Source organism: Saccharomonospora sp. NPDC046836 (assembly GCF_040645195.1).
GTDB lineage: Bacteria > Actinomycetota > Actinomycetes > Mycobacteriales > Pseudonocardiaceae > Prauserella_A.
The window spans coordinates 1-23743 of record NZ_JBEYXW010000012.1; the positions used below are offsets into that span (position 1 = coordinate 1).

General features: G+C 67.8%; 22 protein-coding genes. 18 read left to right on the forward strand and 4 right to left on the reverse strand.

Annotated features, from left to right (window positions below; all coding sequences use genetic code 11):
* From ABZ863_RS15710 to ABZ863_RS15735, 6 genes are all read left to right on the forward strand, one after another.
* On the forward strand, positions 1–764 hold a 764-nt coding region (locus ABZ863_RS15710; protein ID WP_358535729.1), incomplete at its 5' end, for an iron ABC transporter permease.
* A complete protein-coding gene (locus ABZ863_RS15715) occupies positions 761–1576 on the forward strand; it encodes an ABC transporter ATP-binding protein (RefSeq protein WP_358535731.1) in 816 nt (271 codons plus the stop codon). The genes ABZ863_RS15710 and ABZ863_RS15715, both read left to right, overlap by 4 nt.
* The gene (locus ABZ863_RS15720) at positions 1573–2865 is read left to right on the forward strand and encodes an NtaA/DmoA family FMN-dependent monooxygenase (protein WP_358535733.1); all 1293 of its coding nucleotides are present in this window, start codon (positions 1573–1575) and stop codon (positions 2863–2865) included. The genes ABZ863_RS15715 and ABZ863_RS15720 overlap by 4 nt, the downstream gene beginning before the upstream one ends.
* 11 nt (positions 2866–2876) lie before the next feature.
* Positions 2877–3605 (forward strand): class II aldolase/adducin family protein, encoded by a 729-nt coding sequence (locus ABZ863_RS15725; RefSeq protein WP_358535735.1) that lies wholly within the window; start codon positions 2877–2879, stop codon positions 3603–3605.
* The gene (locus ABZ863_RS15730) at positions 3602–4657 is read left to right on the forward strand and encodes a 2-dehydropantoate 2-reductase N-terminal domain-containing protein (RefSeq protein WP_358535737.1); all 1056 of its coding nucleotides are present in this window, start codon (positions 3602–3604) and stop codon (positions 4655–4657) included. Before ABZ863_RS15725 ends, ABZ863_RS15730 begins: the two co-directional genes overlap by 4 nt.
* Positions 4654–5841, forward strand: a complete 1188-nt coding sequence (locus ABZ863_RS15735; RefSeq protein ID WP_358535739.1) for an LLM class flavin-dependent oxidoreductase — start codon at positions 4654–4656, stop codon at positions 5839–5841. The genes ABZ863_RS15730 and ABZ863_RS15735 overlap by 4 nt, the downstream gene beginning before the upstream one ends.
* 13 nt (positions 5842–5854) lie before the next feature.
* Here the strand turns inward: ABZ863_RS15735 and ABZ863_RS15740 are convergent, their stop codons facing one another.
* Both ABZ863_RS15740 and ABZ863_RS15745 read right to left on the reverse strand, forming a co-directional pair.
* Positions 5855–6688, reverse strand: coding sequence for a sulfurtransferase (locus ABZ863_RS15740; RefSeq protein WP_358535741.1), 834 nt, complete (start codon positions 6686–6688; stop codon positions 5855–5857).
* A gap of 47 nt (positions 6689–6735) precedes the next feature.
* A complete protein-coding gene (locus ABZ863_RS15745) occupies positions 6736–7629 on the reverse strand; it encodes a LysR substrate-binding domain-containing protein (protein ID WP_358535743.1) in 894 nt (297 codons plus the stop codon).
* 138 nt (positions 7630–7767) lie between these two features.
* Between ABZ863_RS15745 and ABZ863_RS15750 the strand changes: the two genes are divergently transcribed.
* From ABZ863_RS15750 to ABZ863_RS15770, 5 genes are all read left to right on the forward strand, one after another.
* Entirely contained in the window at positions 7768–8475 is a 708-nt protein-coding gene (locus tag ABZ863_RS15750) for an alpha/beta hydrolase (RefSeq protein WP_358535745.1), read from the forward strand.
* Positions 8472–9800 carry an FAD-linked oxidase C-terminal domain-containing protein gene (locus tag ABZ863_RS15755; protein WP_358535747.1) on the forward strand — a complete coding sequence of 443 codons (1329 nt, stop codon included), beginning with the start codon at positions 8472–8474 and terminating at the stop codon, positions 9798–9800. The genes ABZ863_RS15750 and ABZ863_RS15755 overlap by 4 nt, the downstream gene beginning before the upstream one ends.
* Positions 9801–9939: 139 nt before the next feature.
* The gene (locus tag ABZ863_RS15760; RefSeq protein WP_358535749.1) at positions 9940–11214 is read left to right on the forward strand and encodes a DUF222 domain-containing protein; all 1275 of its coding nucleotides are present in this window, start codon (positions 9940–9942) and stop codon (positions 11212–11214) included.
* A gap of 41 nt (positions 11215–11255) precedes the next feature.
* Positions 11256–11420: a hypothetical protein gene (locus ABZ863_RS15765; protein ID WP_358535751.1), complete on the forward strand. Its 165-nt coding sequence runs from the start codon at positions 11256–11258 to the stop codon at positions 11418–11420.
* 42 nt (positions 11421–11462) lie between these two features.
* Entirely contained in the window at positions 11463–11966 is a 504-nt protein-coding gene (locus tag ABZ863_RS15770; RefSeq protein ID WP_358535753.1) for a gamma carbonic anhydrase family protein, read from the forward strand.
* Positions 11967–12017: 51 nt separating this feature from the next.
* Here ABZ863_RS15770 and ABZ863_RS15775 read toward each other — a convergent pair whose 3' ends face one another.
* Entirely contained in the window at positions 12018–15608 is a 3591-nt protein-coding gene (locus tag ABZ863_RS15775; RefSeq protein WP_358535755.1) for a hydantoinase B/oxoprolinase family protein, read from the reverse strand.
* A 140-nt stretch (positions 15609–15748) separates the two neighbouring features.
* On the opposite strand from ABZ863_RS15775, the gene ABZ863_RS15780 reads away from it, so the two are divergent.
* Genes ABZ863_RS15780 through ABZ863_RS15795 form a run of 4 tightly spaced genes read left to right on the forward strand, consistent with a single transcriptional unit; the run spans position 15749 to position 18611 of the window.
* The gene (locus tag ABZ863_RS15780) at positions 15749–16468 is read left to right on the forward strand and encodes a hypothetical protein (RefSeq protein WP_358535757.1); all 720 of its coding nucleotides are present in this window, start codon (positions 15749–15751) and stop codon (positions 16466–16468) included.
* Positions 16469–16477: 9 nt separating this feature from the next.
* Complete coding sequence (locus ABZ863_RS15785) at positions 16478–16621, forward strand: hypothetical protein (protein WP_358535759.1); 144 nt, start codon at positions 16478–16480, stop codon at positions 16619–16621.
* Positions 16615–17052, forward strand: a complete 438-nt coding sequence (locus tag ABZ863_RS15790; protein WP_358535760.1) for a hypothetical protein — start codon at positions 16615–16617, stop codon at positions 17050–17052. Before ABZ863_RS15785 ends, ABZ863_RS15790 begins: the two co-directional genes overlap by 7 nt.
* A gap of 11 nt (positions 17053–17063) precedes the next feature.
* Positions 17064–18611, forward strand: coding sequence for a DUF3239 domain-containing protein (locus ABZ863_RS15795; RefSeq protein ID WP_358535762.1), 1548 nt, complete (start codon positions 17064–17066; stop codon positions 18609–18611).
* 3 nt (positions 18612–18614) lie between these two features.
* Here the strand turns inward: ABZ863_RS15795 and ABZ863_RS15800 are convergent, their stop codons facing one another.
* Positions 18615–19028 (reverse strand): OsmC family protein, encoded by a 414-nt coding sequence (locus ABZ863_RS15800; RefSeq protein WP_358535764.1) that lies wholly within the window; start codon positions 19026–19028, stop codon positions 18615–18617.
* A gap of 243 nt (positions 19029–19271) precedes the next feature.
* On the opposite strand from ABZ863_RS15800, the gene ABZ863_RS15805 reads away from it, so the two are divergent.
* The 3 genes from ABZ863_RS15805 to ABZ863_RS15815 all read left to right on the forward strand — a co-directional run bounded on the left by ABZ863_RS15805 (position 19272) and on the right by ABZ863_RS15815 (position 23723).
* Entirely contained in the window at positions 19272–20267 is a 996-nt protein-coding gene (locus ABZ863_RS15805; RefSeq protein WP_358535766.1) for an AraC family transcriptional regulator, read from the forward strand.
* 111 nt (positions 20268–20378) lie between these two features.
* Positions 20379–22061, forward strand: coding sequence for a tryptophan 2-C-methyltransferase (gene tsrT, locus ABZ863_RS15810; RefSeq protein WP_358535768.1), 1683 nt, complete (start codon positions 20379–20381; stop codon positions 22059–22061).
* Between the two features lie 204 nt (positions 22062–22265).
* Entirely contained in the window at positions 22266–23723 is a 1458-nt protein-coding gene (locus tag ABZ863_RS15815) for an MDR family MFS transporter (RefSeq protein ID WP_358535770.1), read from the forward strand.
* Positions 23724–23743 lie beyond the last annotated feature (20 nt).

Genomic DNA, 23743 nt, shown 5'->3' on the forward strand with positions numbered 1-23743 from the left:
TGCGCAATCCGCTCGTCAGCCCGTACACGCTCGGCATCGCGCCAGCCGCCGCATTCGGCGCGTCCGTGTCGATCATCGTCTTCGGCGCCTCGGCGACGAGCTCCGGCGTCACACTCATCGTCGGCGCCCTGGTGGCCGCGATCCTCAACACCATCGTCGTCCTCACGCTCGCGTCGGCCAAGCGGCTGGAGTCGACCACGCTGATCCTGCTCGGCATCGCCCTCACCCAGCTGTTCAGCGCGCTCACCGCCGGCCTGCAGTACTTCGCCGATGACGAGGTGCTCGCCTCGATCGTCCGCTGGACGTGGGGGTCGGTGAACGGCTCGGTCTGGTACCAGGTCTACATCCTGGCGATCCTGCTCGCGCTGACCTACCCATACCTTCAGCTGCGCAGCGGCGCCCTCAACGCCATCGCCTTCGCCGGCGACGACGCGGCGAAAACCCTCGGCGTGCCCGTCACCCGCGTGCGCCTGCAGGTGATCGCGGTTGCGGCAGTACTCACCGCCGTCACCATCAGCTTCACCGGGATCATCGGATTCGTCGGGCTCGTCGGACCGCACATCGCTCGCCTCATCATCGGCCCGAACCACCGGTTTCTCATCCCGTTCTCCGCCGTCACCGGCGCGCTGCTGCTCGTCGTTGCGGACTCGGTGGGACGGCTCGTGCTCAACCCCGCGGTGATCCCCGTCGGGATCATCGACGCCATCATCGGCGCGCCGATCTTCATCTACCTCATCCTGTCCCGGCGAAAGGCACTCGCATGAGTCTCCAGATCCGTGACCTCGAGGTCGGCTACGGCCGTCATCGCACGGTGCTGAACTCGGTCGACCTGGACGTCCGTCCCGGCGAAATCGTCGGCCTCCTCGGCCAGAACGGCTCGGGCAAGTCGACGCTCATCAAGACCGTGGCCGGCATCAACCGCCCCGCGCACGGCACCATGCGCTGGAACGAGACGACCGATCTCGGCACGCTGCCACGGCGCGAGCTGGCCAAACTCGTGGCATACGTTCCACAGGCGATCAGACTCACCTTCTCCCTCGACGTCCGTGAGGCGGTGTTGCTCGGGCGTACCCCCTACTTCGGCACGAAACCACGCGCCGAGGACTGGTACCACGTCGACCAGGCGATCGAGCTGCTCGGCCTCGGGGAGCTCACCGGCCGCACCGTCACCGAGCTGTCCGGTGGCCAGGCGCAGCGCGTGCTCATCGCACGGGCGATCGCCCAGGACCCGACCATCCTGCTGCTCGACGAGCCGACATCGGCACTGGACCTGCGCTACCAGTGGCAGACCCTCAACCTCGCCCGAGCGGTCGCGACCGGCAACGGGGTCGCCGCCGTGATCGCGATGCACGACCTGAACCAGGCGGCGCGCTTCTGCGACCGGGTCGTCTTCCTCCACCACGGAAACGTGCTCGCCGCCGGGGAGCCGTCCGAGGTCTATGACAGCGAGCTGATCGAGCGGGTCTACGGGCTCGAGGTGGAACTGTCGACTTACCGGGGCTTTGTGGAGGTCCACCCCATCGCCGATACACGACCGGCACCCCACGATCCACGGCTGCGGGAGATGGCTTCGTGACACGTCGTTTAGCACTCGGCCTGCTTTTGGGCGGCGTTCCGCGCACCTGGCGGCAACCGTGGAGCCGCGCGAAGGAGGTCGCCGATCTCGCGTTCTACGCGGACCTGGCCCGCAAGGCCGAGGCCGCGAAATTCGACACCCTCTTCCTCGCCGATACCGTAGCGACGAGCGAGCGGTCACCGCAGCCGGGACTCGAACCGGTGACGCTGCTCAGCGCGCTCGCCGCCGTGACCGACCACATCGGACTGATCGGCTCGGTCTCGACGTCGTTCACCGAGCCGTTCAACCTCGCCAGGCAGATCGCCTCCCTTGACCAGATCTCCGGCGGACGTGCGGGTTGGAACCTGGTGACCTCGGCCTGGGGCGGCGAGAACTTCGGCATCGCACTGCCGCCCCACGACGAGCGGTACGCGATCGCGACCGAGTACGTCCAGCTCGTCACGGCGCTGTGGGAGAGCTGGGACCCCGGCGCGATCGTCGCCGACCATGACCGGAACCTCTTCGTGGACCCGGCACGCGTGCACCGCGTCGACTGGAACAGCGAGCGGTTTCAGGTGCGCGGACCGCTCAACGTCCCCCGCAGCCCGCAGGGCCGCCCGATCATCGCACAGGCCGGCTCGTCCGAGGCGGGCAAGACGCTCGGCGCAGGCTACGCCGACCTCGTCTTCACCACGGGGCTCACCGAGTTGGAACCGTCGCGGGCCCTGTACGCCGACCTCAAACAGCGAGCGGTCGCGGCTGGCCGGCGGCCGGAGTCGGTCAAGATCCTGCCCGGCGTCGCCCCGGTCATCGGATCGACCGACGAGGAGGCTCACCGCATCTGGAGCGACTCGCACGAACACTTCGACTTCACGGCCAGCCGCGCGTCACTCGCGCAGCAGTTCGGCGGCGTCGACTTCGCCGGTCTCGACCCCGATGCCCCTGTACCGGTGGAACGCCTGCCCGCCGAGGAGACGGTCGAGGGCCGGCGTTCCCGCTACGGCGTGCTGCTGCACCTCATCCGCACCGGTCAGCTGCGCACAGTTCGGGACGTCGTGCTCTACCACGCGAGCGCCGCGGGCCACTGGTTCCCGATCGGGTCGGTGGAACGCATCGCCGATCTGCTTCAGGAGCGGTTCGAGGGCGGCACCGCCGACGGCTTCAACTTCCTGGGTTTCTTCCAGGACTATCCCAACGGCCTCGAAGCGCTGACCGAGCATCTCGTCCCCGAACTGCGGCGGCGCGGGCTCGTCCGGACCGACTACGAACATCCGACATTGCGCGGCAATCTCGGCCTCACCCTGTCCTGAATGGAGCAACGATGACGTCCACCGCTTCCGTCACCGCACCATCCCTGCCCGCCGTGCGCGACCGCGATGTCCGCTGGGAGCTGGCCGCTGCGCTGCGAACCTTCGAGCGACTCGGTTACGAGTTCGGCTTCAACGGCCACGTCTCGGGGCGCGCACCCGAGTTCCCCGGGCACTACTGGGTCAACCCCTTCGGGGTCTCTCTCGGCGCCGTCACCCCAGCCGATCTCGTTCTGGTCGACGGCGACGGCGAGATCGTGCCCGGCTCCTCGCCCCACGGCATCAACGGTTTCGCCGGCAACCTCGCGCTGCACCGGCAGGTACCCGCGGCCGAGGTGGTCGTGCACCTGCACACACGGCACGGCTTCGTCTGGTCCAACCTCGGTCGCCCGCTCGACGCCGTCACGACCGACAGCGCACTCGTCACCGAGCTGCAGGGCCTGACCACCCACCTGTTCGGCATCGACGGAGGTTCGCTGCCCGTCGAGCACGCGGTGGCCGGCCGCCGGGTGATCCTGCAGCAGGGACACGGATTCGTCACGCTCGGCGAATCCGTCGGGGCGGCGGCGTTCTACCTGATCGCCGCCGAACGGGCCGCGCAGGCCAATCTGGCGCTACTGGGCGTCGAGGGCCGCCCGGTGCTCGCCCCGGAGATCGTGAAGCGTTGGACACTGACACCGCAGGTCGCCCGCGCGCATTTCGAACCGTACTTCACGCTGCGCGAGGCAGAGGGTCTGTCATGAACAACCAGGCACAGCGCTATGTGGTGATCGGCGCAGGCGCGGTGGGGACTGCTCTCGCGGTCAGCCTGCACGACGCGGGCCACGAGGTCGTCCTCGTCGCGCGCGGCACGGCCTACGAGACGATCGCCGCCGGCGGCGTGCGGTTCGCCCGTCCCGCTGAACAACGCACGGTCCGCCTTCCCGTCGCCTCAGGGCCGGACGACGTGGCACCACGCGGCGGCGACGTGCTCGTCCTCGCGACCAAGGCCCAGCACGTCGTCCCCACGCTCGAGCAGTGGTTCTGGCGGCCGCTGGCTTCCGGCGGCGGTACCGTCGCCGACCTTCCCGTCGTCACCCCGCAGAACGGACTGGTGAGCGAGCAGCTCGCGAGCCGCTACCTCCGCACGGTCATCGGCGCCACGACGCTGGTGGCCGCGCGGCATCTCGTGCCCGGCGAGGTCCAGGTGACGAACGCGCCGCGCCTCGGCCAGCTCCTGCTCGGCCCCTGGCCCGCGGCCCAGGCCGGTGACGCCGCATACCGCCTCACGCACGAGCTCGCCGCCGACCTCGACGCCGCGGGGTGGCTGACTCAGGCGGTCGACGACATCGAACGCTGGAAGTCCTGGAAACTGCTGCACAACGTCACGAACGCAATCGAGGTACTCGCCGGGAACGCCGATGACCTCGCAGCGCTGGGCGCGCACCTGGTCGCCGAAGCACGCACGGTGCTCACCGGCGCCGGCTACACCTTCGCCGATCCCAGCACTGAGCGTCGCTTCGACCCGGAGTTGGCTGCCGTCGACCCCGGCAACGGCCACCGGCCGGGCCGGCAGTCGACCTGGCAGAGCTTCGTCCGAGGCACGAGCAGCGAGGTGGACTACCTCAACGGCGAGATCGTGCTGCAGGCGCGGCGCGCCGGCCTGGCCGCGCCGTTCAACGCGGCAGTGCAGCGCGTGCTCGCCCGCTCCGCCGCGGCCGGCGAGCCGCCAGGCACGCGGACCGTCGACGAGGTCGCCGCACTCGCCGCTCAGCTCGCTTCCCCCGCACCAACCCACGAAGGAGCCTCCACATGACAACCACAGACCTCGGCACCGCGATCCCGGCCACCGCATCGCCGCGGGTCGAGTTCATCAGCCAGATCCACCCGAATCCCGCGACCGAGCTCGTGCCCACCCGATCGCGCACCGTGGACGTGCCGTACTTCCGCCGGTACGTCCGGGCGCTCGAGGACGCGGGCTTCGACTACACGCTGCTGCCCTACGGATCGTCGGCTGCGGACTCGTTCATCCTGGCCGCCGCGGTCGGGCAGCTCACCGAACGGCTCAAGCCCATTGTCGCGCTGCGCCCGAACACGGTCTTCCCCCTGGTCGCCGCCCAGCAGCTGGCGACGCTGGACCAGCTCACCGAAGGACGTGCGGTGGTCCACCTCATCTCCGGCGGCAACGACGCCGAACAGGCACGGCAAGGCGACTACCTGCCGAAGGACCGGAGATACGCACGCACGGCCGAGTACCTGGACCTCCTGCGGCGTGCCTGGACCGAACGCGAGCCGTTCAGTCACCACGGCGAGTTCTACACCTTCGACGACTTCGGCCCGGGGCTTGCGACCTACACCGGCGCTCCCCTGCCGATCTCGATCGGTGGCCAGTCCGATCCGGCGTTCGAGATCGGCGGACGCCAGGCCGACATCTTCAGCTTCTGGGGCGAACCGCTGGACGCCATCACCACGCAGATCGCGCGCGTCACCCGGATCGCCGCCGACGCGGGCCGCACGAGCGTCCCCCGGTTCTGGGTGACGTTCCGCCCGATCATCGCACCGACCGACGAGCTCGCCTGGGAGAAGGCCCGCGGCTACGTCGAGCGGATCGGGATCACCTACCGGGAGGGCTCGTACTTCCGTAAGGGCCTGGCCGGTCCGGGGGAACGTCCGCAGAACGTCGGCTCCCAGCGTGCGCTGGAGTTCGCCGGACGCCAGGAGATCTATGACCGTGCACTGTGGACGCGAACGGCGAGTGCGACGAATGGGCAGGGTGCCGCGACCGCACTCGTGGGCAGCCCGGAGACCGTCGCCGCCGCGATCCTCGACTACATCGACCTGGGCGCGTCACTGGTGTCGATCCGTGGCTACGACAACCTCAACGACCTCATCGACTACGGCCGGTACGTCCTGCCGCTGGTGCGTTCCGAGCTGACACACCGTGCCAGCACCGGGCAGCGCGGTTCGCTGCAGGCCACCCACCGCGGTGCGCTCGCCTGACCACGGGGACCGGTCAGCTGGCGCCGGTGGCGCGCGGCAGGTCCTCGTGGTTGCTCCACTGCGACCACGAGCCGGGATACAGCGTGGCGTCGAAGCCGGCGATCCGAAGGGCGGCGATCTGATGTGCCGCGGTGACCCCCGAGCCGCAGTAGACGGCGACCGGAACGTCGTCGGTGACGCCCAGCTCGGCGAACCGGCGGCGGAGCACCTCGGCGGGCAGGAAACGGCCGTCCGCGGCGAGGTTCTCGCCGGTCGGGGCACTCACCGCACCGGGAATGTGCCCGGCGTGCGGATCAACCGGCTCGACCTCCCCGCGGTAGCGCTCCGCTGCCCTCGCGTCGAGCAGCACGCCCGACCGGCCCGCGGCGAGAACATCGCCGACGTCGAGCGTCGGGAGCAGGCCGGACCCGAGCGCGACGTCACCCGGCTCAGGGGTGACCTCGCCGGTCTCGAGGCCGAACCCCGCCGCCGCCCACGCGGGGAGCCCACCGTCGAGCAGCACAACGTCGGCAAGACCTGCCCAGCGCAGCAACCACCAGGCGCGCGCGGCCGCGAGCCCTCCATCGGCGTCGTAGGCGACGACGGTACCGCCGGCGCGCAGGCCCCAGCGGCGTGCGGCGGCCTGCAGCGCCTCGGGCTCGGGCAGCGGGTGCCGACCGTCTGTCGGCGCGCCGTGCGCGGCCAGTTCCGTGTCGAGGTCGACGAAGACGGCGCCGGGCAGGTGACCGGCACGGTAGTGGTCGCGGCCGTGCGGATCACCGAGCTTCCACCGGACGTCGAGCAGGACGATCTCCTCGCCACGGTCGATGCGGCGAGCCAGTTCGGTGGCCTCGATGAGAACGGTCATGTCTGCACCGTAGGCAACGGGACAACCCGCGGTCCAATCCGGATTCGTCATCGGGGAACTTCATCGCCGCCGATCACTCGGCGACCGGTGCCCGCGGCGGCGAGGAACGCCTCGCCCGCTTCGAGCGCGGTCAGTTCCACCTCCGGGTCGAGGCCCTGGCGCGCCAGCAGGTTCACCCCGGCGGTCCCCACGGCGGGGAGCTCGTCCCGCGCCACGAGCCCCGCCGGGGCGCCGCCGATGCTCGGCAGCAGCGCGACACCCAGCCCGGCCCGCACACCGGCCAGCACTCCTTCGAGCGTCGTCGACTGCCCGGCCACCGTGACGCGGTAACCCTCGGTACTCAAAGCCGCCAGCGCCCGCTCCCGCAGCGCACACGGCTCCTCGAATGCCACGAGCGGGACGCTGTCCCGCTCCGCTGGTGGTTGCCAGTCCGGGGAAGCCCACCACGACAACGGGAACCGGCCGATCTCGCGCCCGCCCTCGTTCCCGCGCGAGGCCAGGATCACGGCGAAGTCGACCACACCCTTGGCGACCGAGTCGGCCAGTTGTGTCGAGCGGCCGATCTCGAAGCGGGTCTGCGCGCCGGGAAACGCCGCATTGAGCGCCCGGATCAGCTCGGGCAACAGTTGTTCTGCGCTGTGTTCGCTCGAACCCACGACGATCGTCTGCTCGGGCCGCACCCGCAGCCGCGCGAGAGCCTCGTCGTGGACAGCAAGAATCTGCCGTGCTTCGCTGAGCACCCGCTCGCCCTCCGGCGTGAACCGCATGCCACGGCCGTCCTTGACGAACAACTTGCGCTTGAGCCCGCGTTCGAGCAGCCGCACGTGCTGGCTCAGCGCGGGCTGACTGATGTGCAATGCGGCGGCGGCCTTGCTGAACCCGCCGCACTCGGCGATCGCGACCAGTGTGCGCAGGTGGTCGAGTTCCAACGACGTAGCCATGACGAAAACCCTAGGCAGACCACGGCACGGGTTCGGCACGTCTCACGATGTGGTTCACCGACCGATCACGAACCACCATGGATTACCATCATCGATCCATGTTGGACGGTCGGCGTCGCCACCGCACATGCTGATGGCATGAGTGTTCTCACCGCCGTCACCACGCGGGACGCGTGGAACGAGCCCGACGGGATCGCCCCGCGCGGCACACTGATCGTGCTCACCGGACGTGGCGAGACGGCCGCGTCGTACGCGCGGTTCGGCCGCAGGCTCGCCGCGGACGCCTACCGTGTCCGGATCGTCGAGACGGCCGCCCGCGCTCGCGTCGAGGAGTTACTCGGCGACGACTCCCTCCCGGCGCCCCGTGTCCTCGTCGGCAGCGACTCCGGCGCCGTGCTCGCCGCGCACCTCGCCCACGAGCACGCTGGCGTGGACGCTGTGGTGCTCGCTGGTCTGCCGTCGCCCTCCGCGCACCGGATCGACTCGTGGGAGGCCGAGCTCGACGCCCGCACCGCGTGTCCGGCGCACCGCCGCGTGCTCACGGATGACGCCGGGTTCGAGCGAGGGGCGCTCGGGAACGGCACCGATCTCAGTCCGGTACGGCCGCCCGCCGTCCCGACGCTCGTGCTGCACGGCAGCGCGGATCCGCTGACCGCGAGCGAGGACGCCTTCGCCCCGTTCCACACCAGCCCGACCGCGCGTGTCGCGCTCGTCGTCGGTGCCCGGCACGACGTGCTCAACGACGTCAGCCACCGCTCGGTGGCGGCGACGATCGTGTTGTTCCTGGAGAGCCTTCGGCTCGACTCCGTCCTGCCGCCAATCGTGCGGACCGCCGACGCCCGGTGACCCGTGATCTCCCTGCCCGGGCCGTCACGGCGCCGGAGCTGCTCGCCCCGCGCCGCGCCGACCGCTCCGGAGCCACCGGCGAGCCGGACGCCATCGTCATCGCCCAGTCCACCGAGGAGGTCCAGGACGTTCTCCGGTGGGCGCACGCGCGCGGCGTGCCGGTCGTGCCTCGTGGCGCCGGTACCGGTCTTGCGGGCGGCGCGGTGCCGGTGGGCGGCATCGTGCTCGACCTCAGCGCTCTCAACGCGATCGAGCGCATCGACCCCGTCGACCAGATCGCCGAGGTGCAGGCCGGGGTCGTCACCGCCGACCTCGACCATGCGGCGGCCGCGTACGGGCTGTTGTACACCCCCGACCCCGCCAGTGCGGAGATCTCCACGATCGGCGGCAACATCGCGACGAACGCGGGCGGCATGCACTGCGTCAAGTACGGCGTGACCCGCGACGCCGTGCTCGGACTGGACGTGGTTCTCGCCGACGGACGGCGAATCCGCACCGGCCGCCGCACTGCGAAAGGTGTGGCCGGCCTGGATCTTACGTCGTTGCTGGTCGGCTCCGAGGGCACACTCGGCGTCGTGATCGGTGCGACGCTGCGGCTCCTGCCGCGGCCCGAACGGGTGGCCACGCTCGCCGCGATGTTCCCGACGGTGCGGGCCGCCGCCGACGCATGTGTCGAGCTGACGCGCCGCCGCGTGCGACCGAGCCTGCTGGAACTGTTGGACGCCGCAACCCTCGGGGTGATCGACCGCGTCCAGGGCGGCACGCTGAGTCACGACGGTGGGGCGCTGGTGATCGCCCAGGTCGATGGCCCGGGCAGCGCGGCGCAGATCGAGGCAGTCGAGGCGGCGTTCACCCCGGCGGCGGTGTGGGTGCGGACGGCCGGAGATCCGGCGACGGCCGAATCCCTGCTCGCGGCACGGCGCCTCGCGCTGCCGTCGATCGAGGCCGAGGGGAAGGCCGTCATCGAGGACATCTGCGTACCGCGGTCGCGACTGGCCGACGCCGTGGTGCGGATTGAAGGGATCGCACAGGACCACGGCGTCGGCATCTACACCTTCGCGCATGCCGGCGACGGCAACCTCCACCCGATCATCACCTACGACCGCGAATCGGCCGAACCACCGGCATCGGTGACCGCGGCGGCGGAGGAGATCTTCGCGCTGGCTCTCGAGCTCGGCGGGACGGTCACCGGCGAGCACGGCGTCGGTCTCCTCAAACGTGAGTGGCTTGCGCGCGAGGTGGGTGCGGATGTCCTCGAGTTGTACCGAGCGGTCAAGCAGGCATTCGATCCGCGCGCGATTCTCAACCCGGGAAAGGGTTTCTGAGCCGCGAGGTGGGCCCCTTGTCGAGTCGATAAACCCGCGTCCGCAAGGCGGTCCGAACAGGACTCGTCATCTTGAAACCTCCGCCGCAGCTGTCGCCACTTGTCGAACACATGTTCGAGTCTTGTGGTAGGCTGTGTTTGTGCGTGAGAGCGTGATCTCCCCGATGTCGTTGGGGGATAAGGAACTTCTGGACGGCCTGCGGGGGTTGGAGCAGGGCCGTCGGGAGTCCTATGCCCGGGAGTTGGCGTTCATCGCGGAGATCGAGGCGCGTGGGCTGCCTGCCGAACTGAACTGTTCCGGTGTCGGGGCGTTGATACGGGAGATGTTCAACCTCAACCCGATTGATGCGCGGCGCATGGTTGCCCACGCCCGCGCGTTGCTGCCCTCGGTCACACCGTCAGGTGCGCCGGTGGCGGCGGACTTGCCTGTCGTCGCAGACACCTTGCAGAGCGGCAAGATCGGACCTGAGCACGTGGAAGCGATCCACAAGGCGATCTACCAGCTACCTCTTGACACTACCGACGACGACCGGGCCGCAGCGGAGAAGATTCTCTGCGAGGCGGCCACGGTAAGCGAACCCCGGATCATCGCCAGGCTGGGTCGGGAGATCCGGGAACGCCTGGACCCTGATGGCGCCGAGCCCAAAGATGACACCCTGATACGGCCGAAACGGTGGCTGGACTTCCGGGAAACCGCCAACGGCGTCACCGGAACATTCGGGCTGGACAAAGAAACCGGCGCGCTGCTGGCCAACCTCCTGTCCCCGTTAACCGCTCCCCGGTCCAGCGATGATGGACCGGACCTCCGCAGCCGGGACGAACGCTACGGCGACGCCTTCGCCGACATCCTCGCCCTCGCCGCCCGATGCCCCGACACCCCCACCGAAGCGGGAGAACCGGTCACCCTGCTGGTGTCGGCCACACTGGACCAGCTCACCACCGGGATCGGCCAGGGCCTCGTGGACGGTCACCTCGCGCTGTCGGCCGGGCAGATCCGGCGGATGGCCTGCGACGCGAAAGCCGCTCCCATGGTGTTCGGTACCGCCAGCGAGGTCCTGGATGTCGGGCGGACGACCCGCACAGTTCCCCGGAGTCTCCGCCGGGCACTGATCCACCGGGACAAGGGCTGTAGTTTTCCGGGCTGTGATCGTAAGGCCAAGTGGTCGCAGGCCCACCACATCGTCCACTGGAGTAACGGTGGACCGACCACTTTGGACAATCTCACCCTGGTCTGCCAGCATCACCACCGGGTGGTGCACCACAGCAACTGGGAAATCCGCATGATCAACGGAATCCCCTGGTACATCCCACCACCACACATCGACCCCGAACAAGAACCCCGCCGCAACACTTTCCACGCCTGGCCGGAACCGGAGCACGCCACCTCGCGAGATCCCGTGGCGCTTGCGTCATAACAGACCGGCTGTCGGCAGCAGTCTCGGTGTTGTGGGTGGTGATGTCGTTGACGGCTGGCGAGCCTGAATGTGGGCACGGTCTTTCGGCGATCGTCGTGCGGATCGAGCAGTCACGCCAGGCCCAGGTGAACGACGAGCAACGCTTCCAACTGCAGCTGCTGGCATACTGCGGCATCGTGGTCGCCGGCGGGCCCCTGCTCGCTTGACCGCCGCGATCCTGCCCAGCTGAACGTGACCGGAGGAAGGCCATGATCCGAACCATCGACGGCTCCACCCCCGACGTGCATCACACGGCGTGGATCGCGCCGGACGCGGTGCTCGCCGGCGCAGTCACCATCCACGCCGAAGCCAGCGTCTGGTACACCGCCGTACTCCGCGCCGACGTCGACAGCATCACCGTCGGGTCCGGCAGCAACATCCAGGACGGCACGATCGTCCACGCCGATCCCGGCTTCCCGGTCACCATCGGTGAGGGCGTCAGCGTTGGCCACCGCGCGGTACTGCACGGCTGCACCGTCGAGGACGACGCCCTCATCGGCATGGGCGCCATCGTGCTCAACGGTGCTGTCATCGGCCGCGGCTCACTCGTCGCGGCCGGCGCCGTCATCCTGGAGGGCACGAAGATCCCGCCGGGATCGCTCGTCGCCGGGGTCCCCGCGAAGGTCCGCCGCGAGCTCACCAGCGACGAGCAGGCCAGCACCCGCCGCAACGCCGCCGATTACCGCGCTCTGCACCCTCGCCACGCGCGCTGACCCTCGCGGCCGATCCAGCGCCTCTACGCCACGGACTGCCAGGTCCGATCGTCAGAGCCGGCCGTATCCGCCGCCGCCGGGAGTGTCGATCTCCAGGATGTCGCCGGGGTGCAGCTCCGCGGAGTCGGAGCCGGCGAGCTCGGTGGTGCTGCCATCGGGATGGTGGATGCGGTTGTGGCCGAGGGCTCCAGGTGCGCCGCCGGCGAGACCATAGGGCGGGACGCGCCGGTGCCCGGACAGCGTGCTCGCGGTCATGGGCTCCCGGAACCGGATGCGGCGCCTGGCGCCGTCGCCGCCGCGCCACCGGCCGGTTCCGCCGCTGCCGTGCCGGATGCCGAACTCCTCGACCAGCACAGGGAAACGCCATTCGAGCACTTCGGGATCGGTGAGCCTGGAGTTGGTCATATGGGTCTGCACAACGGAAACGCCGTCGAACCCGTTCCCAGCCCCTGAGCCGGAGCCGAGGGTCTCGTAGTACTGGTGGCGGTCGTTGCCGAAGGTGACGTTGTTCATCGTGCCGCTCCCCTCCGCCTGGACACCGAGGGCGGCGAACAGGGTGCCGACGATGGCCTGTGAGGTCTCGACATTGCCCGCGACCACGGCGGCCGGATACACGGGCGCGAGCATGCTGCCCTCCGGGATGACGACGGCCAACGGGCGCAGGCAACCGTCGTTGAGCGGGATGTCGTCGGCGACCAGGGTCCGGAACACGTAGAGCACCGCGGCGGTGGCGACCGACGATGGCGCGTTGAAGTTGGTGTCCAGCTGGGGCGAGGTGCCGGTGAAGTCGATGGTCGCGCGGCGGGCGAGGTGGTCGACGGTGATCGCGACGTTGATGATCGCGCCGGAGTCCATCTCGTAGCGGCAGGCACCATCGGTGAGGGTGCCGATGACGCGGCGGACGGCTTCCTCTGCGTTGTCCTGCACATGCCGCATGTAGGCCTGGACGACGTCGAGTCCGAAGTGGTCGATCATCCTGGTGACCTCGTCGACGCCTTTGGCGTTGGCCGCGACCTGCGCGCGCAGGTCTGCGAGGTTGGTGTCGGGGTTGCGGGAGGGGTAACGCGCCTCGGTGAGCAGGCGCCGGGTCTCGTGCTCGCGGAACCGGCTGTCCTCGACGAGCAGCCAGTTGTCGAACAGCACGCCCTCCTCGTGGATCTCCCGGCTGGTGGCCGGCATCGAGCCGGGCGTGATGCCGCCGATCTCGGCGTGGTGGCCGCGGGAGGCCACATAGAACAGGATGTCGCTGCCCGCCTGGTCGAACACCGGCGTGACGACGGTGATGTCGGGAAGGTGCGTGCCCCCGTGGTAGGGATCGTTGACGGCGTAGACATCGCCGCGCTCCATCCGGCCCACGCGGCGGCGGATGACCTCCTTGACGCTCCTGCCCATCGAGCCGAGATGCACGGGAATGTGTGGTGCGTTGGCGACCAGGTTGCCATCCGGGTCGAACAGCGCGCACGAGAAGTCCAGTCGCTCCCGGATGTTCACCGACTGCGACGTCGCTTCCAGCCGGGTGCCCATCTGCTCGGCAATCGACATGAACAGGTTGTTGAAGATCTCCAGCAGCACCGGGTCGGCCGCCGTACCGGCGTCGCCCTCGCCGGGAGCGACGACACGCTCGGCGAGCAGATGCCCGTCCCGTGTCAGCATGGCCCGCCACCCGCTGTCCACGACTGTGGTGGCGTTGGCCTCGGCGATGATCGCCGGGCCTGCCACGGTGTCCCCGGGCCGCATGCGTTCCCGCTGGTGCAGGGGCGCCATGCGCCACGACCCTCCGGTGTAGAGGCGCACGTGGTCGACCGGTTCGGCGCCGGTGGTGGCCGGCTCGGCGAGCCGGGACAGGTCCGGCTGCGCGGTGAGCCCCGTGGCCTCGACCGTGACGGCCTCGACGATCAACGGCCGGTCCATGAGAAACGAGTACGTCGTGCGGTAGCCGGCTTCGAAATCGGCCACCATGTCCTCGAACGCTGCCAGCTGCACGCCGACGACGGTGTCCGTTCCGTCGTAACGCAGCTGCGCGCGCCGGGTGACGCGAATCCGGTCCGCCGGGATGCCTTCGTCGAGCAGCTCGGCCCGGGCCGCATCGTCGAGGGCCTCGGCCACCTCGGCCAACCGTTCCATGCTCGCCGGTTCGAGCGTGGTCACCACCGACTGCGCCCGCATCGCGGTGGTGTCGGCCAGCCCGATACCCAATGCGGAGAGCACCCCGGCCAGCGGGGGGACGAGCACCGTGCGGATGCCGAGGGAGTCGGCGACCGCGCATGCGTGCTGTCCCCCGGCTCCACCGAAGGTGGTGAGCACGTACCCGGTGACGTCATGTCCCTTTTGGACGGATATCTTCTTGACCGCGTTGGCCATGTTCGCCACCGCGATCCGCAGATAGCCTTCGGCGACCTGCTCGGGTGCGCGATCGTCCCCGGTGCGCACACGGATGTCCTCGGCCAGTTCCGTGAACCGTCGCCGCACCAGCTCCCGATCCAGCGGCTGGTCCCCGCCCACACCGAACACCGACGGAAAGTGGGCAGGCTGGATGCGCCCCAGCATCACGTTGGCGTCGGTGACGGTCAACGGGCCGCCGCCCCGATAGCAGGCCGGACCCGGCACCGCACCTGCCGAGTCCGGGCCGACCCGGTACCGGCTGCCGTCGAAGTGCAGGATGGACCCGCCCCCGGCCGCGACCGTGTGGATGTCGAGCATCGGCGCCCGCAGGCGCACACCGGCCACGGCCGTGGTGAACACCCGCTCGAACTCGCCCGCGTAGTGCGACACGTCGGTGGACGTACCGCCCATATCGAATCCGATCACGTGGTCGAAGCCCGCCAGCGCCGACATGCGCACCATGCCGACGATTCCTCCTGCCGGGCCGGACAGGATCGCGTCCTTACCGCGGAAGTGGCGCGCCTCGGCGAGCCCGCCGTTGGACTGCATGAACATCAGCCGCACGCCGGACATCTGCTCGGCGACCTGTTCGACGTAGCGACGTAGCACGGGCGAGAGGTAGGCGTCGACGACGGTGGTGTCCCCGCGCGGGACCAGCTTCATCAGCGGGCTGACCTCGGCCGACAGTGAGATCTGCGGGAAACCGAGCTGCTCGGCCAGCTTTCCGATCTCGAGCTCGTGGGCGGGATGGAGGTGACTGTGCAGGCACACCACCGCCACGGCGCGGATACCGTCGTCGTACGCCAGCCGCAACTCGGTCGCCAGATGCTCCAGATCGGGTTGGCGCAGCACGGTTCCTTCGGCGGTGATCCGCTCGTCGACCTCGATCACGCGCTCGTACAGCATCTCCGGCAGCACGATGTGCCGATCGAAGATGCGCGGGCGGTTCTGGTAGGCGATCCGCAGCGCGTCACCGAAGCCTTTCGTGATGATCAGAACGGTGCGCTCGCCGTTACGTTCGAGCAGGGCGTTGGTCGCCACCGTCGTGCCCATCCGGACGGCGTCGACGCGATCGGCAGGGATCGGTTCGTCCTGCGCGATGCCGAGCAGTCTGCGCATGCCCGCCACGGCGGCGTCGCGGTACCGGGCGGGGTTCTCGGACAGCAGTTTGTGCGTCACGAGTTCCCCGTCGGGACGCCGCGCGACGATGTCGGTGAACGTGCCACCACGGTCGACCCAGAACTGCCAGGTGCCCACCACGCGAGGCTCCCTCCTGCCCCCACGAAGTATCCCGGAGTCGGCGGCGCACAGCGAGTGTCCAGCTCGCGGGCCTTTCGGCTCTATTCGCCGGACTTCGCCCCGCGACACGCTCGAGAACCCCAGAGCACACGGGGAGCGGTGTGGACACGCAGGTGACCCTCAGGTTCGACCTGGCAAGCGGCGCGGTGCTGTGGCTGTTCGCCGCGTTCGTCGTCACGTTCGGGGTGACCAGGGCGATCGTGCGGCTGATCCGTTCCGGAAAGGGACCGTTCCGCGACACCTCGGTCGGTGGCGTGCATGTGCACCACCACGTGTACGGCATCTTTCTCCTGCTCGGTGCGGGTCTTGTCGAGTTCGTCTACCGGCCGGGAACACCGTGGCTGCAGGTGCTCGCGGCGGCGTTCGGCGCGGGCGCGGCGCTGACGCTGGACGAGTTCGCGCTGTGGCTGCACCTGGATGACGTCTACTGGACCGAGGAGGGCCGCAAGTCCGTCGACGCCGTGCTGATCGCCTCACTGCTCGGCTTGCTGCTGGTGCTGGGCGCCCGCCCGTTCGACGACACGGCGGGGGAAGGCCGGGTCGCGTTCGCGGCGACCGTCGCCCTGAACCTGGGCTTCTCGCTGGTGGCGATCCTCAAGGGCAAGATCAGCTCGGGGGTGATCGGGCTCGTGGTGTCCTTCGTCGCCATGATCGCCGCAGTACGCCTCGCGAAACCACGCTCGGCCTGGGCACGACGGCGCTACCCGCCCGGTTCCCGGAAGCTCGAACGGGCGCGGGCGCGTTTCCCTGCGGACCGGCGCGGCCGCTGGCAGCAGGCGATGGACCGGGTGGCAGGGGCTCCCACGAGGCAGAAGTCGTGACCTCAGTGCGTGAACCGTTCGGTACCGGTGACGCGCAGCAGGTCGAGCGCCGAGGCCGCGGACCGGCCCCGGATCGTGACGGTCTCCGGCGGGATGGGATCGTTCGCGACTATGAGTAACTTCTTCGACCGTGCCGGGGAGGTGCCGTGGTAGCCGGAACGGGCAGCACCGTCCTGTCGATCGGTCTGCATCCCAGCGCGGTCGACTACAGCCGCTATCCCGGTCTGGACGAGGCGACGCTGACCGCGCGCATCGAGGCGGGCGAGGCGACCCTGCGGGAAGCCGGGTTCGACATCGTGACCTGTCAGCTGCCCGCCGCGCCCGATGAGGCCGAGGCGATGGTGCGCGCCTACGAGCCGGCGACGTTCCAGGTCGCCATGATCGGCGCAGGGGTGCGTATGGCGGCCGAACACACCCTGCTCTTCGAACGGCTCGTCAACGTTCTCACCGAGACGCAGCCCGGGATCAGGTTCTGCTTCAACACCTCACCGGAGAGCACGATCGACGCGTTACGTCGCTGGGTACGGCCGACTACGGTGCTCCCGCCCGGGTACGGGAACAGTGTGGACCAGTCCACTGCCTAAGATCTGGCCCCGTGATAGCTCCGTTGCCACCGAGTGACCCGCGCCGTTACCAACGCTGGGCCGTCGACGAACGCTGGATGAAGCAGGCGTCGGGCGTCTACCAGGACTGGCTGGCCGGGGTGAGGCTGGCGATGGTCATCGGCCTGGTGCTGGCGGGGCTCGGCGCGTGGGCCCTCACCGCGGGCGCGTGGTGGGGCATCGCGCTCGGCGTGCTGGCCTTCCTCGGGGTCGTGTTCGTCGTGCTGTCGCTCGTCGCCGGCCGCGGCGAGGCGAGGGAGCCGTTCGCGGCAGCCGGAGGCCCGGTGCTGCCCGGTATCGTCGTCGGTGTCGCGGACGACAAGGTCACCATGCTGGCGCTGGCGGACCTGTCACGCACACATGCCGTGCCGCCGTCGTTCGCCGTCGCCGCTCTCGAATTCTCGCCGGGTAAGCGCGTTCGCTGGCAGCGTGGGCAGCGGATCGCGTGCATCGGATACGGCTTCGACTCCTCCGAGCCGGACCGGCAGACCCGGTTCCGGGCGGCGCCGGTGTCGTGGGCGAGCGCCGACGCGGACACGCGCCGGCTCGAAGCCCTGATCGAGCCGGCGGAGTGGGAGCTGCTGGCGTCCCTGGTGCCGCGCGCAGCGAAGATCACGGGGGCCAGCGGCAAGATCGTGCACATCAACCCCGCCAGCCTGCCGCCCGCACTGCGGTTCCCGGCGTCGCGCTTCGGCGACCCGGTGATCTGGGACCCGGCCGGCAACGCTCACCCGGTGGCGCGGGAGATGAACGTCCCGGAGGCCGCGACGCGGCCGGCGCCGCCTCCTGCGGACGGCAACGCGTTCGTCGGCGTCGGCCCGGTGCGCAGGGGCGGCGTGGCGAGCAGGCACCTCTACTTCGAGGTCGATCGCGAGCACGCGAAGCAGTACAACGAGCTGCACCGGAGCGACCGGCGGTTCATGCTGGCTCCGGCACTGCTCGGGCTGCTCGCGCTCGGAGGCGCCGCGTGGCTCGCAACCATCGGCACGGTCTGGTCGATCGTGCTCGCCTGCGTGCTGGGACTGGCCGGCATCGGGCTCGCCGGGTTGTGGCTCTGGCTGCGCAGCCCGAACATGGTCGGCGACGCGGCGACCTTCTTCGGCCGGGGCCTGCTCAACCCGGCCATGATCGCCGATGTCCGGCCGGACGGTGCGACGGTCATGGTGCTCGCCGAGATGACCAGGCTCCCGGGCGCCCCGATCCGCTACGCACTCGTGACCAGGGACGTGCGCGCGCTCCCCGGACATCGTCCTGTGGTCGGCGAGCGGGTTCCGGTGACGTGCTCGTTCAGCATCCACCGCAGGCAGGCGCAGTCCCGGGTCGGCTACTGGGACGAGCTCAATCCGGTTCCGCTGGCGTGGGGCACGCCCGACCAGAACGTGCTGCGCAGCGGCATCGCGGCGATCCCGGAGATCGAATGGGAATTCCTCGCGCGCAACCTCCCCCGGCACCGGTTGGTGTCGGCTGCGCCGAGCCGGCTCGTCCTGCTGGGCCACGCCGAGCTTCCCGGCCAGCTCCGGGAGCCGGCCAGCCCGGCCTAGGGGCTACTCGATCACGGGCCGGACGGGCGTGCCGAACTCCACAGTCCGGCTCACTGTGCAGAGCTTGTCGTGTGACAGCGCGACGGTTCGCGGGAGCATCGCGCGGGCCGCGTCGCCCTGCTCGCCCTCCGGAAACCGCACGGAGAACGACACCGTGAGGTTCTCCATGCGGTTGCCGGTCTGTCGGTCGGAGACCTTGTCACCGCTCACCGTCACCGTGAACGAGGTCGGCTCGGTGCGGCGGCTGGTAGCCACATCGGTATCGATGGCGGTGCAGCCGCCGATCGCGGCCAACAGGAGTTCGACGGGGCTGAAGTCGTCGCCGCCAATGGAGATCGTGCCGCCGCGTTCGTTGTGCACGAGGTACCGTCCCGCCTCGACCCGCTCGATCCGCACGGACCGCTGTGCTGTCGTCATGCCGCCGACCGTACCCGGGTAGCACAGAGCGAGTCCGCCAACGTGCGTCTCCGGTCAACTGAGCCTGAAATCGCAGTTTTGCAAATTGCTATTTGTCAATTGCGATCTTTCACCCGTTTGGACGTAGCTCGAAGATATGAACTGACTACGCTGACTGACATGGGGGATGCAAGGGCGCAACCTCGCGTTCCGAGAGAAACCAATTCAATCGAACCGACATTCGAGTGTTCGAGAGGTTGCGTCATGCGAAGATTCTTCGAACATGGTGACGAGTTCCACTGGACCGATCTTGATCTAGCCCGGGAGAAAGTCGCACAATCCTTGTGCCCACACGAGCTCTCCCTCATCGGGCCCGATGCCTGCCTCGATGCCCGACTCTGGTCCCGCCGTTTACAGGACATCGCAATAAATGACATCAGCTACGGCGGCGACGTCCACGTCACCCCCGGCGAACTGGACCATTTTTATGTCGTGATGATCCCATTCTCCGGTTCCAGTATCATTCGCTGCGGCGATAACGAGGTCCACAGCAGGCCTGGCCTGGCCACAGTGCCGAATCCAACGGAATGGTTGACGATGCGATGGTCGTCCGACTGCGCCCAGCGAGTGGTGCGGGTAGAGAGACCCGCACTCGACGCCCATCTGCGCGATTTGCTGGGACATTCGTTGCCCTGGCCGCTGCGTTTCCATCTCGGGCTGGACGTCACGACAGGGCAGGGCAGATCTTTCAGCGAAGAGGTCGAGCTGCTCAGCCGCAGACTCGAACGGGACAACACCACTTTTCGCTCGTCGCACAGACACAACAAGGCTGATGAAAATCTGATCAAAAGCACCGAACAGAGTCTGATGACACGCCTGTTGCTCGCGACCAACAACAACTACCGCGACCTTCTGCTCCAGGATCAGCCTGTCACATCCTCGCGTGTTGTTCGCAGAACGATCGAATTGATGCACGCGCACCCCGAATGGGCCCACACGCTGGTCAGCCTCGCTCGAGAACAGGGAGTGAGTGCGCGCACCCTCGAACGAACGTTCAAACGGGACACGCGACTCAGTCCTATGGCCTATCTCAAGGGTGTGCGACTGGATCGGGCGCGCGAAATGCTCTTCGCGGCCAGCTCCGAAATCACGACCGTGGGCAAGATTGCGCACTACCTCGGGTTCATCAACCGTGCCCGCTTCGCCGCCGACTACCGCCAGCGCCACGGCGAGTTTCCATCCGAAACACTGCGAAAATGATCTTGCCGACCAGGCAGTCGGAAACCGACTAAAAGATGTCGCGCAGCGGCCCAGTTCCTCGCGCTACGTTTCTACTGTGAAGCTGCTTCAAAGCAGAAATGAGGTGCCGCAATGGGTAAGGGACTGGTGACACTGGTCAACCCCAACCTGGTCCATCCCCCGATCACACCCTATGCGCTCGACATACTCACCACCTCACTGGAGGACAACGGGTTCGACGTCGACGTGGTGGATCTGTCCTTCCGCCGCGACGACTGGCGAACTGCGCTACAGGAGTACTTCACCGGCCGTGACCCGGTACTGATCGGCATTACGATCCGGAACACGGACACGATCTACCCACAAGAGCAACGTGTATTCATCAACAGCCATCGGGACATCATCAACCAGATCAAGGACCTGATTACTGCACCGATAGTGGCCGGCGGGGTTGGGTTCTCGTCGATGCCTTTCGCGTTGGTTGACTACTTCGACATCCCTTTCGGCGTCAAGGGCCCCGGCGAGCGCCCCATTGTGTCGCTCGCCGATACTATTCTCTCCGGCGGAAACCCACACGCCATTCCTGAACTGATCATCAACTCTGGGGGCGGCCGCGTCCATCGCGTGCCGCCGCAGCCGCGTCGACCACGCACCCGAGACGCTGTCGCAGCGAATATCCGGCCCGCGCAACCCTCCACAGCGTACCGTCGGCACTCGGGAGTGGCGAGACGCGTCGACAACCTCGCCTACTACCAACGCGGCGGGCTGGGGAACATTCTCACCAAGAACGGGTGCCCGTTCGCCTGTACGCATTGCGTCGAGCCCGACGCCAAGGGCATGCAGTTCACCCGGCGAGAGGTACACGCAGTTGTCGACGAGATGGAACAGCTGAACCGCCAGGGCGTGTACGACCTGCATACGACCGACAGCGAATTCAACCTACTGATCACCCACAGCAAGGCCGTGCTGGAAGAGGTGATCCGCCGCAAGCACGCCGACGACACATCGCCTTTACACCGCCTCCGATTGTGGATCTACAGTCAACCAGCGCCGTTTGACGAAGAGCTGATGGCGCTCCTTGCAGACGCGGGGTGCGCCGGGATCAACGTGGCGCCCGACCATGTTCGTGAGGACCTGCTCAACGGGTGGAAGATCACCGCTGGCGGTTCACGGTTCTACAACGGCGATGACGTCGACCTGCTCTGCTCGCTGGCGCGCACCTACGAGATACCGGTCATGACGGAGGTACTGCTGGGAATGCCCGGCGAAACCGAGCAAACGCTGCGCGAGTGCGTTGAGCGTTCACTCCGGTGGGACGTGGCCGTGGTCGGCTACACCCTGGGAATCCGAGTGTTCCCATACTCGCCCCTCGGAAAACAACTGGCCGAGGACTGCGCGGGAAGATTTACTGTTCCGGGCTTGCAGTCCAACACCGCACTCGAGCCGATCGTTCTGATCCCACTGGAAAGTTGCGCTACCGCACTACAGTATGAACGCCAGTTCCTTTTCGACGACCAGGGACGCATTCGCCCGGTGTACTACTTCTCGCCCGATCTTCCCGAAGAGCGTCACACCATCGAATCCCCGAACGGACGATGGGTCAACAGCCTGAACCTACTACGGGAGCTGGTACCGGCCAGTGAGCACCATCGTGTAATGCTGCCGACTTTGCCCGGCCTCACCGAAGACGACAACAACTACGCCGACAATCCCTTCTTGCTACAGCTCGTGAAACTGGGCTACAAGGGGGCATTCTGGTCCCACTGGCCCAACCGTCAGCAGATCATGCGTGTTCGCACGGCATCGCCTGCTTAATAACTCCGGTTGTCGATCAGGACTGTCGCGCATCGTACAAGCTGTGTCGCTTTCCGGCCCCACGCCCTGGTCCTCTTTGCAGAAGAATAGCACCAGCAATCGCGAAGCATCGTGTCAACTGGATCGTTCACGTTGCCACCGCTCGAGGTTTTCAGGGGAAACAATGGACGACATTACCGCCGGAAACCTTTCCGGGGATCTGCGGTGACCGAACGGAGCGCTTCGGCCACTCTCTCCCCCGGCGCAGATCCGGACCGGCTCGACCGGCACATCTGGACACTCGCCGGTGTTGTCATGCTCGGTGCAGTCATGACGATGCTGGACGCGACAGCAGTGAATGTGGCCTTTGATGCGATCCGCCGGGACATGAATGCATCGCTTTATGCCACACAGTGGGTAATCACCGCGTACCTGTTGACGATGGCTGTGGTCGTGCCGATCACGGGATGGGCGATCGATCGATTCGGAACAAAGCGGCTGTGGATGTTCGCGGTGAGCACCTTCGTGTTCGGTTCCGCCTTGTGCGGGCTTTCCTGGTCCGTCGGCAGCCTCATCGGGTTCCGGATATTGCAGGGAGCCGGTGGCGGGATGATCGTGCCGCTGGCGCAGACAATTCTCGCTGAAGCCGCGGGACCTCGCCGGCTGGGCCGGGCAATGAGTCTTCTCGGCGTGATCACGATCCTCGGGCCGGTTCTGGGACCCGTCATCGGCGGTGTGCTGGTTCAGGCCGCGAGCTGGCACTGGATCTTCTACATCAATCTTCCGGTGGGGCTCGCGGCTCTCGCCGCCGGAGCCAAGCTCCTTCCAGACCGGGAAACTCGCCCGGCGGCGTCGCTCGACCTGCTCGGTTTCCTGCTCGCGTCATTGGGGATTGCCGGGCTGACGTTCGGACTGTCCCAGGCCAGCGCCGACAGCGGCGTTACGAACGAAGCTGCTTACCTGCCTGCAATCGCCGGTATCGTGCTTCTTGGAGCATTTGTCTACCACAGCCTGCGGCGCGGGAGCGCGGCCCTGATTGACGTCCGGCTGTTCACAAACCGGGAATTCGCTGTCGCTTCCGTGATTCTGTTCCTCATCAGTGCCGTACTGTATGGCGCTTTGTTGCTGCTGCCACTCTATTACCAGATGGTGCGCGGCACGGGAGCATTCGACGCCGGGCTGTTGCTGGTGCCACAAGGGCTCGGTGTCGCGATGTCCATGCTGATCGCGGGTAGACTCACCGACCGGCTGGGAGCACGCGTCGTTGTTGTTCCGGGTCTTCTCCTTGCAGCTGTTGGCACTTTTGTGTTCACGCAGGCAACCAACGACAGCCCGCTCGCTCTCCTTGCGGCTGCGCTGTTCGTCCGGGGCCTTGGTATTGGCTTCATCATGACACCCACAACCGCAGCGAGTTATCTGTCGCTACCCGCGGACACATTGGGTCGCGCCGCTGGCGCCACCATGATCCTTCGTCAGCTCGGTAGCTCTTTCGGCTCAGCAGTGTTTGCGATGATTCTGGCACAGAACCTTGTTCGAACGAGCACGATTCCCGCATTTGCCGGCGCGTTCTGGGCAGTTGTCGTCCTGACCCTGCTTGTTGCAGTGCCGGCGATGCTGTTGCCCAGACTTTCGCGAAGAAGACCCGCAACAGACACCAGTCCCCGTGAAAAGCAGAGCAGCTGATCCACAATCGACATGGAGTA

What these genes read in the sequence shown, in the direction of transcription:
- ABZ863_RS15765 (WP_358535751.1), top strand. Translation starts at nt 11,256, where the DNA reads ATGTCGTTGACGGCTGGCGAGCCTGAATGTGGGCACGGTCTTTCGGCG.
- ABZ863_RS15805 (WP_358535766.1), top strand. Translation starts at nt 19,272, where the DNA reads ATGCGAAGATTCTTCGAACATGGTGACGAGTTCCACTGGACCGATCTT.
- ABZ863_RS15740 (WP_358535741.1), bottom strand. Translation starts at nt 6,688, where the DNA reads ATGACCGTTCTCATCGAGGCCACCGAACTGGCTCGCCGCATCGACCGT.
- ABZ863_RS15745 (WP_358535743.1), bottom strand. Translation starts at nt 7,629, where the DNA reads ATGGCTACGTCGTTGGAACTCGACCACCTGCGCACACTGGTCGCGATC.
- ABZ863_RS15725 (WP_358535735.1), top strand. Translation starts at nt 2,877, where the DNA reads ATGACGTCCACCGCTTCCGTCACCGCACCATCCCTGCCCGCCGTGCGC.
- ABZ863_RS15730 (WP_358535737.1), top strand. Translation starts at nt 3,602, where the DNA reads ATGAACAACCAGGCACAGCGCTATGTGGTGATCGGCGCAGGCGCGGTG.
- ABZ863_RS15750 (WP_358535745.1), top strand. Translation starts at nt 7,768, where the DNA reads ATGAGTGTTCTCACCGCCGTCACCACGCGGGACGCGTGGAACGAGCCC.
- ABZ863_RS15735 (WP_358535739.1), top strand. Translation starts at nt 4,654, where the DNA reads ATGACAACCACAGACCTCGGCACCGCGATCCCGGCCACCGCATCGCCG.
- tsrT (WP_358535768.1), top strand. Translation starts at nt 20,379, where the DNA reads ATGGGTAAGGGACTGGTGACACTGGTCAACCCCAACCTGGTCCATCCC.
- ABZ863_RS15800 (WP_358535764.1), bottom strand. Translation starts at nt 19,028, where the DNA reads ATGACGACAGCACAGCGGTCCGTGCGGATCGAGCGGGTCGAGGCGGGA.
- ABZ863_RS15715 (WP_358535731.1), top strand. Translation starts at nt 761, where the DNA reads ATGAGTCTCCAGATCCGTGACCTCGAGGTCGGCTACGGCCGTCATCGC.
- ABZ863_RS15770 (WP_358535753.1), top strand. Translation starts at nt 11,463, where the DNA reads ATGATCCGAACCATCGACGGCTCCACCCCCGACGTGCATCACACGGCG.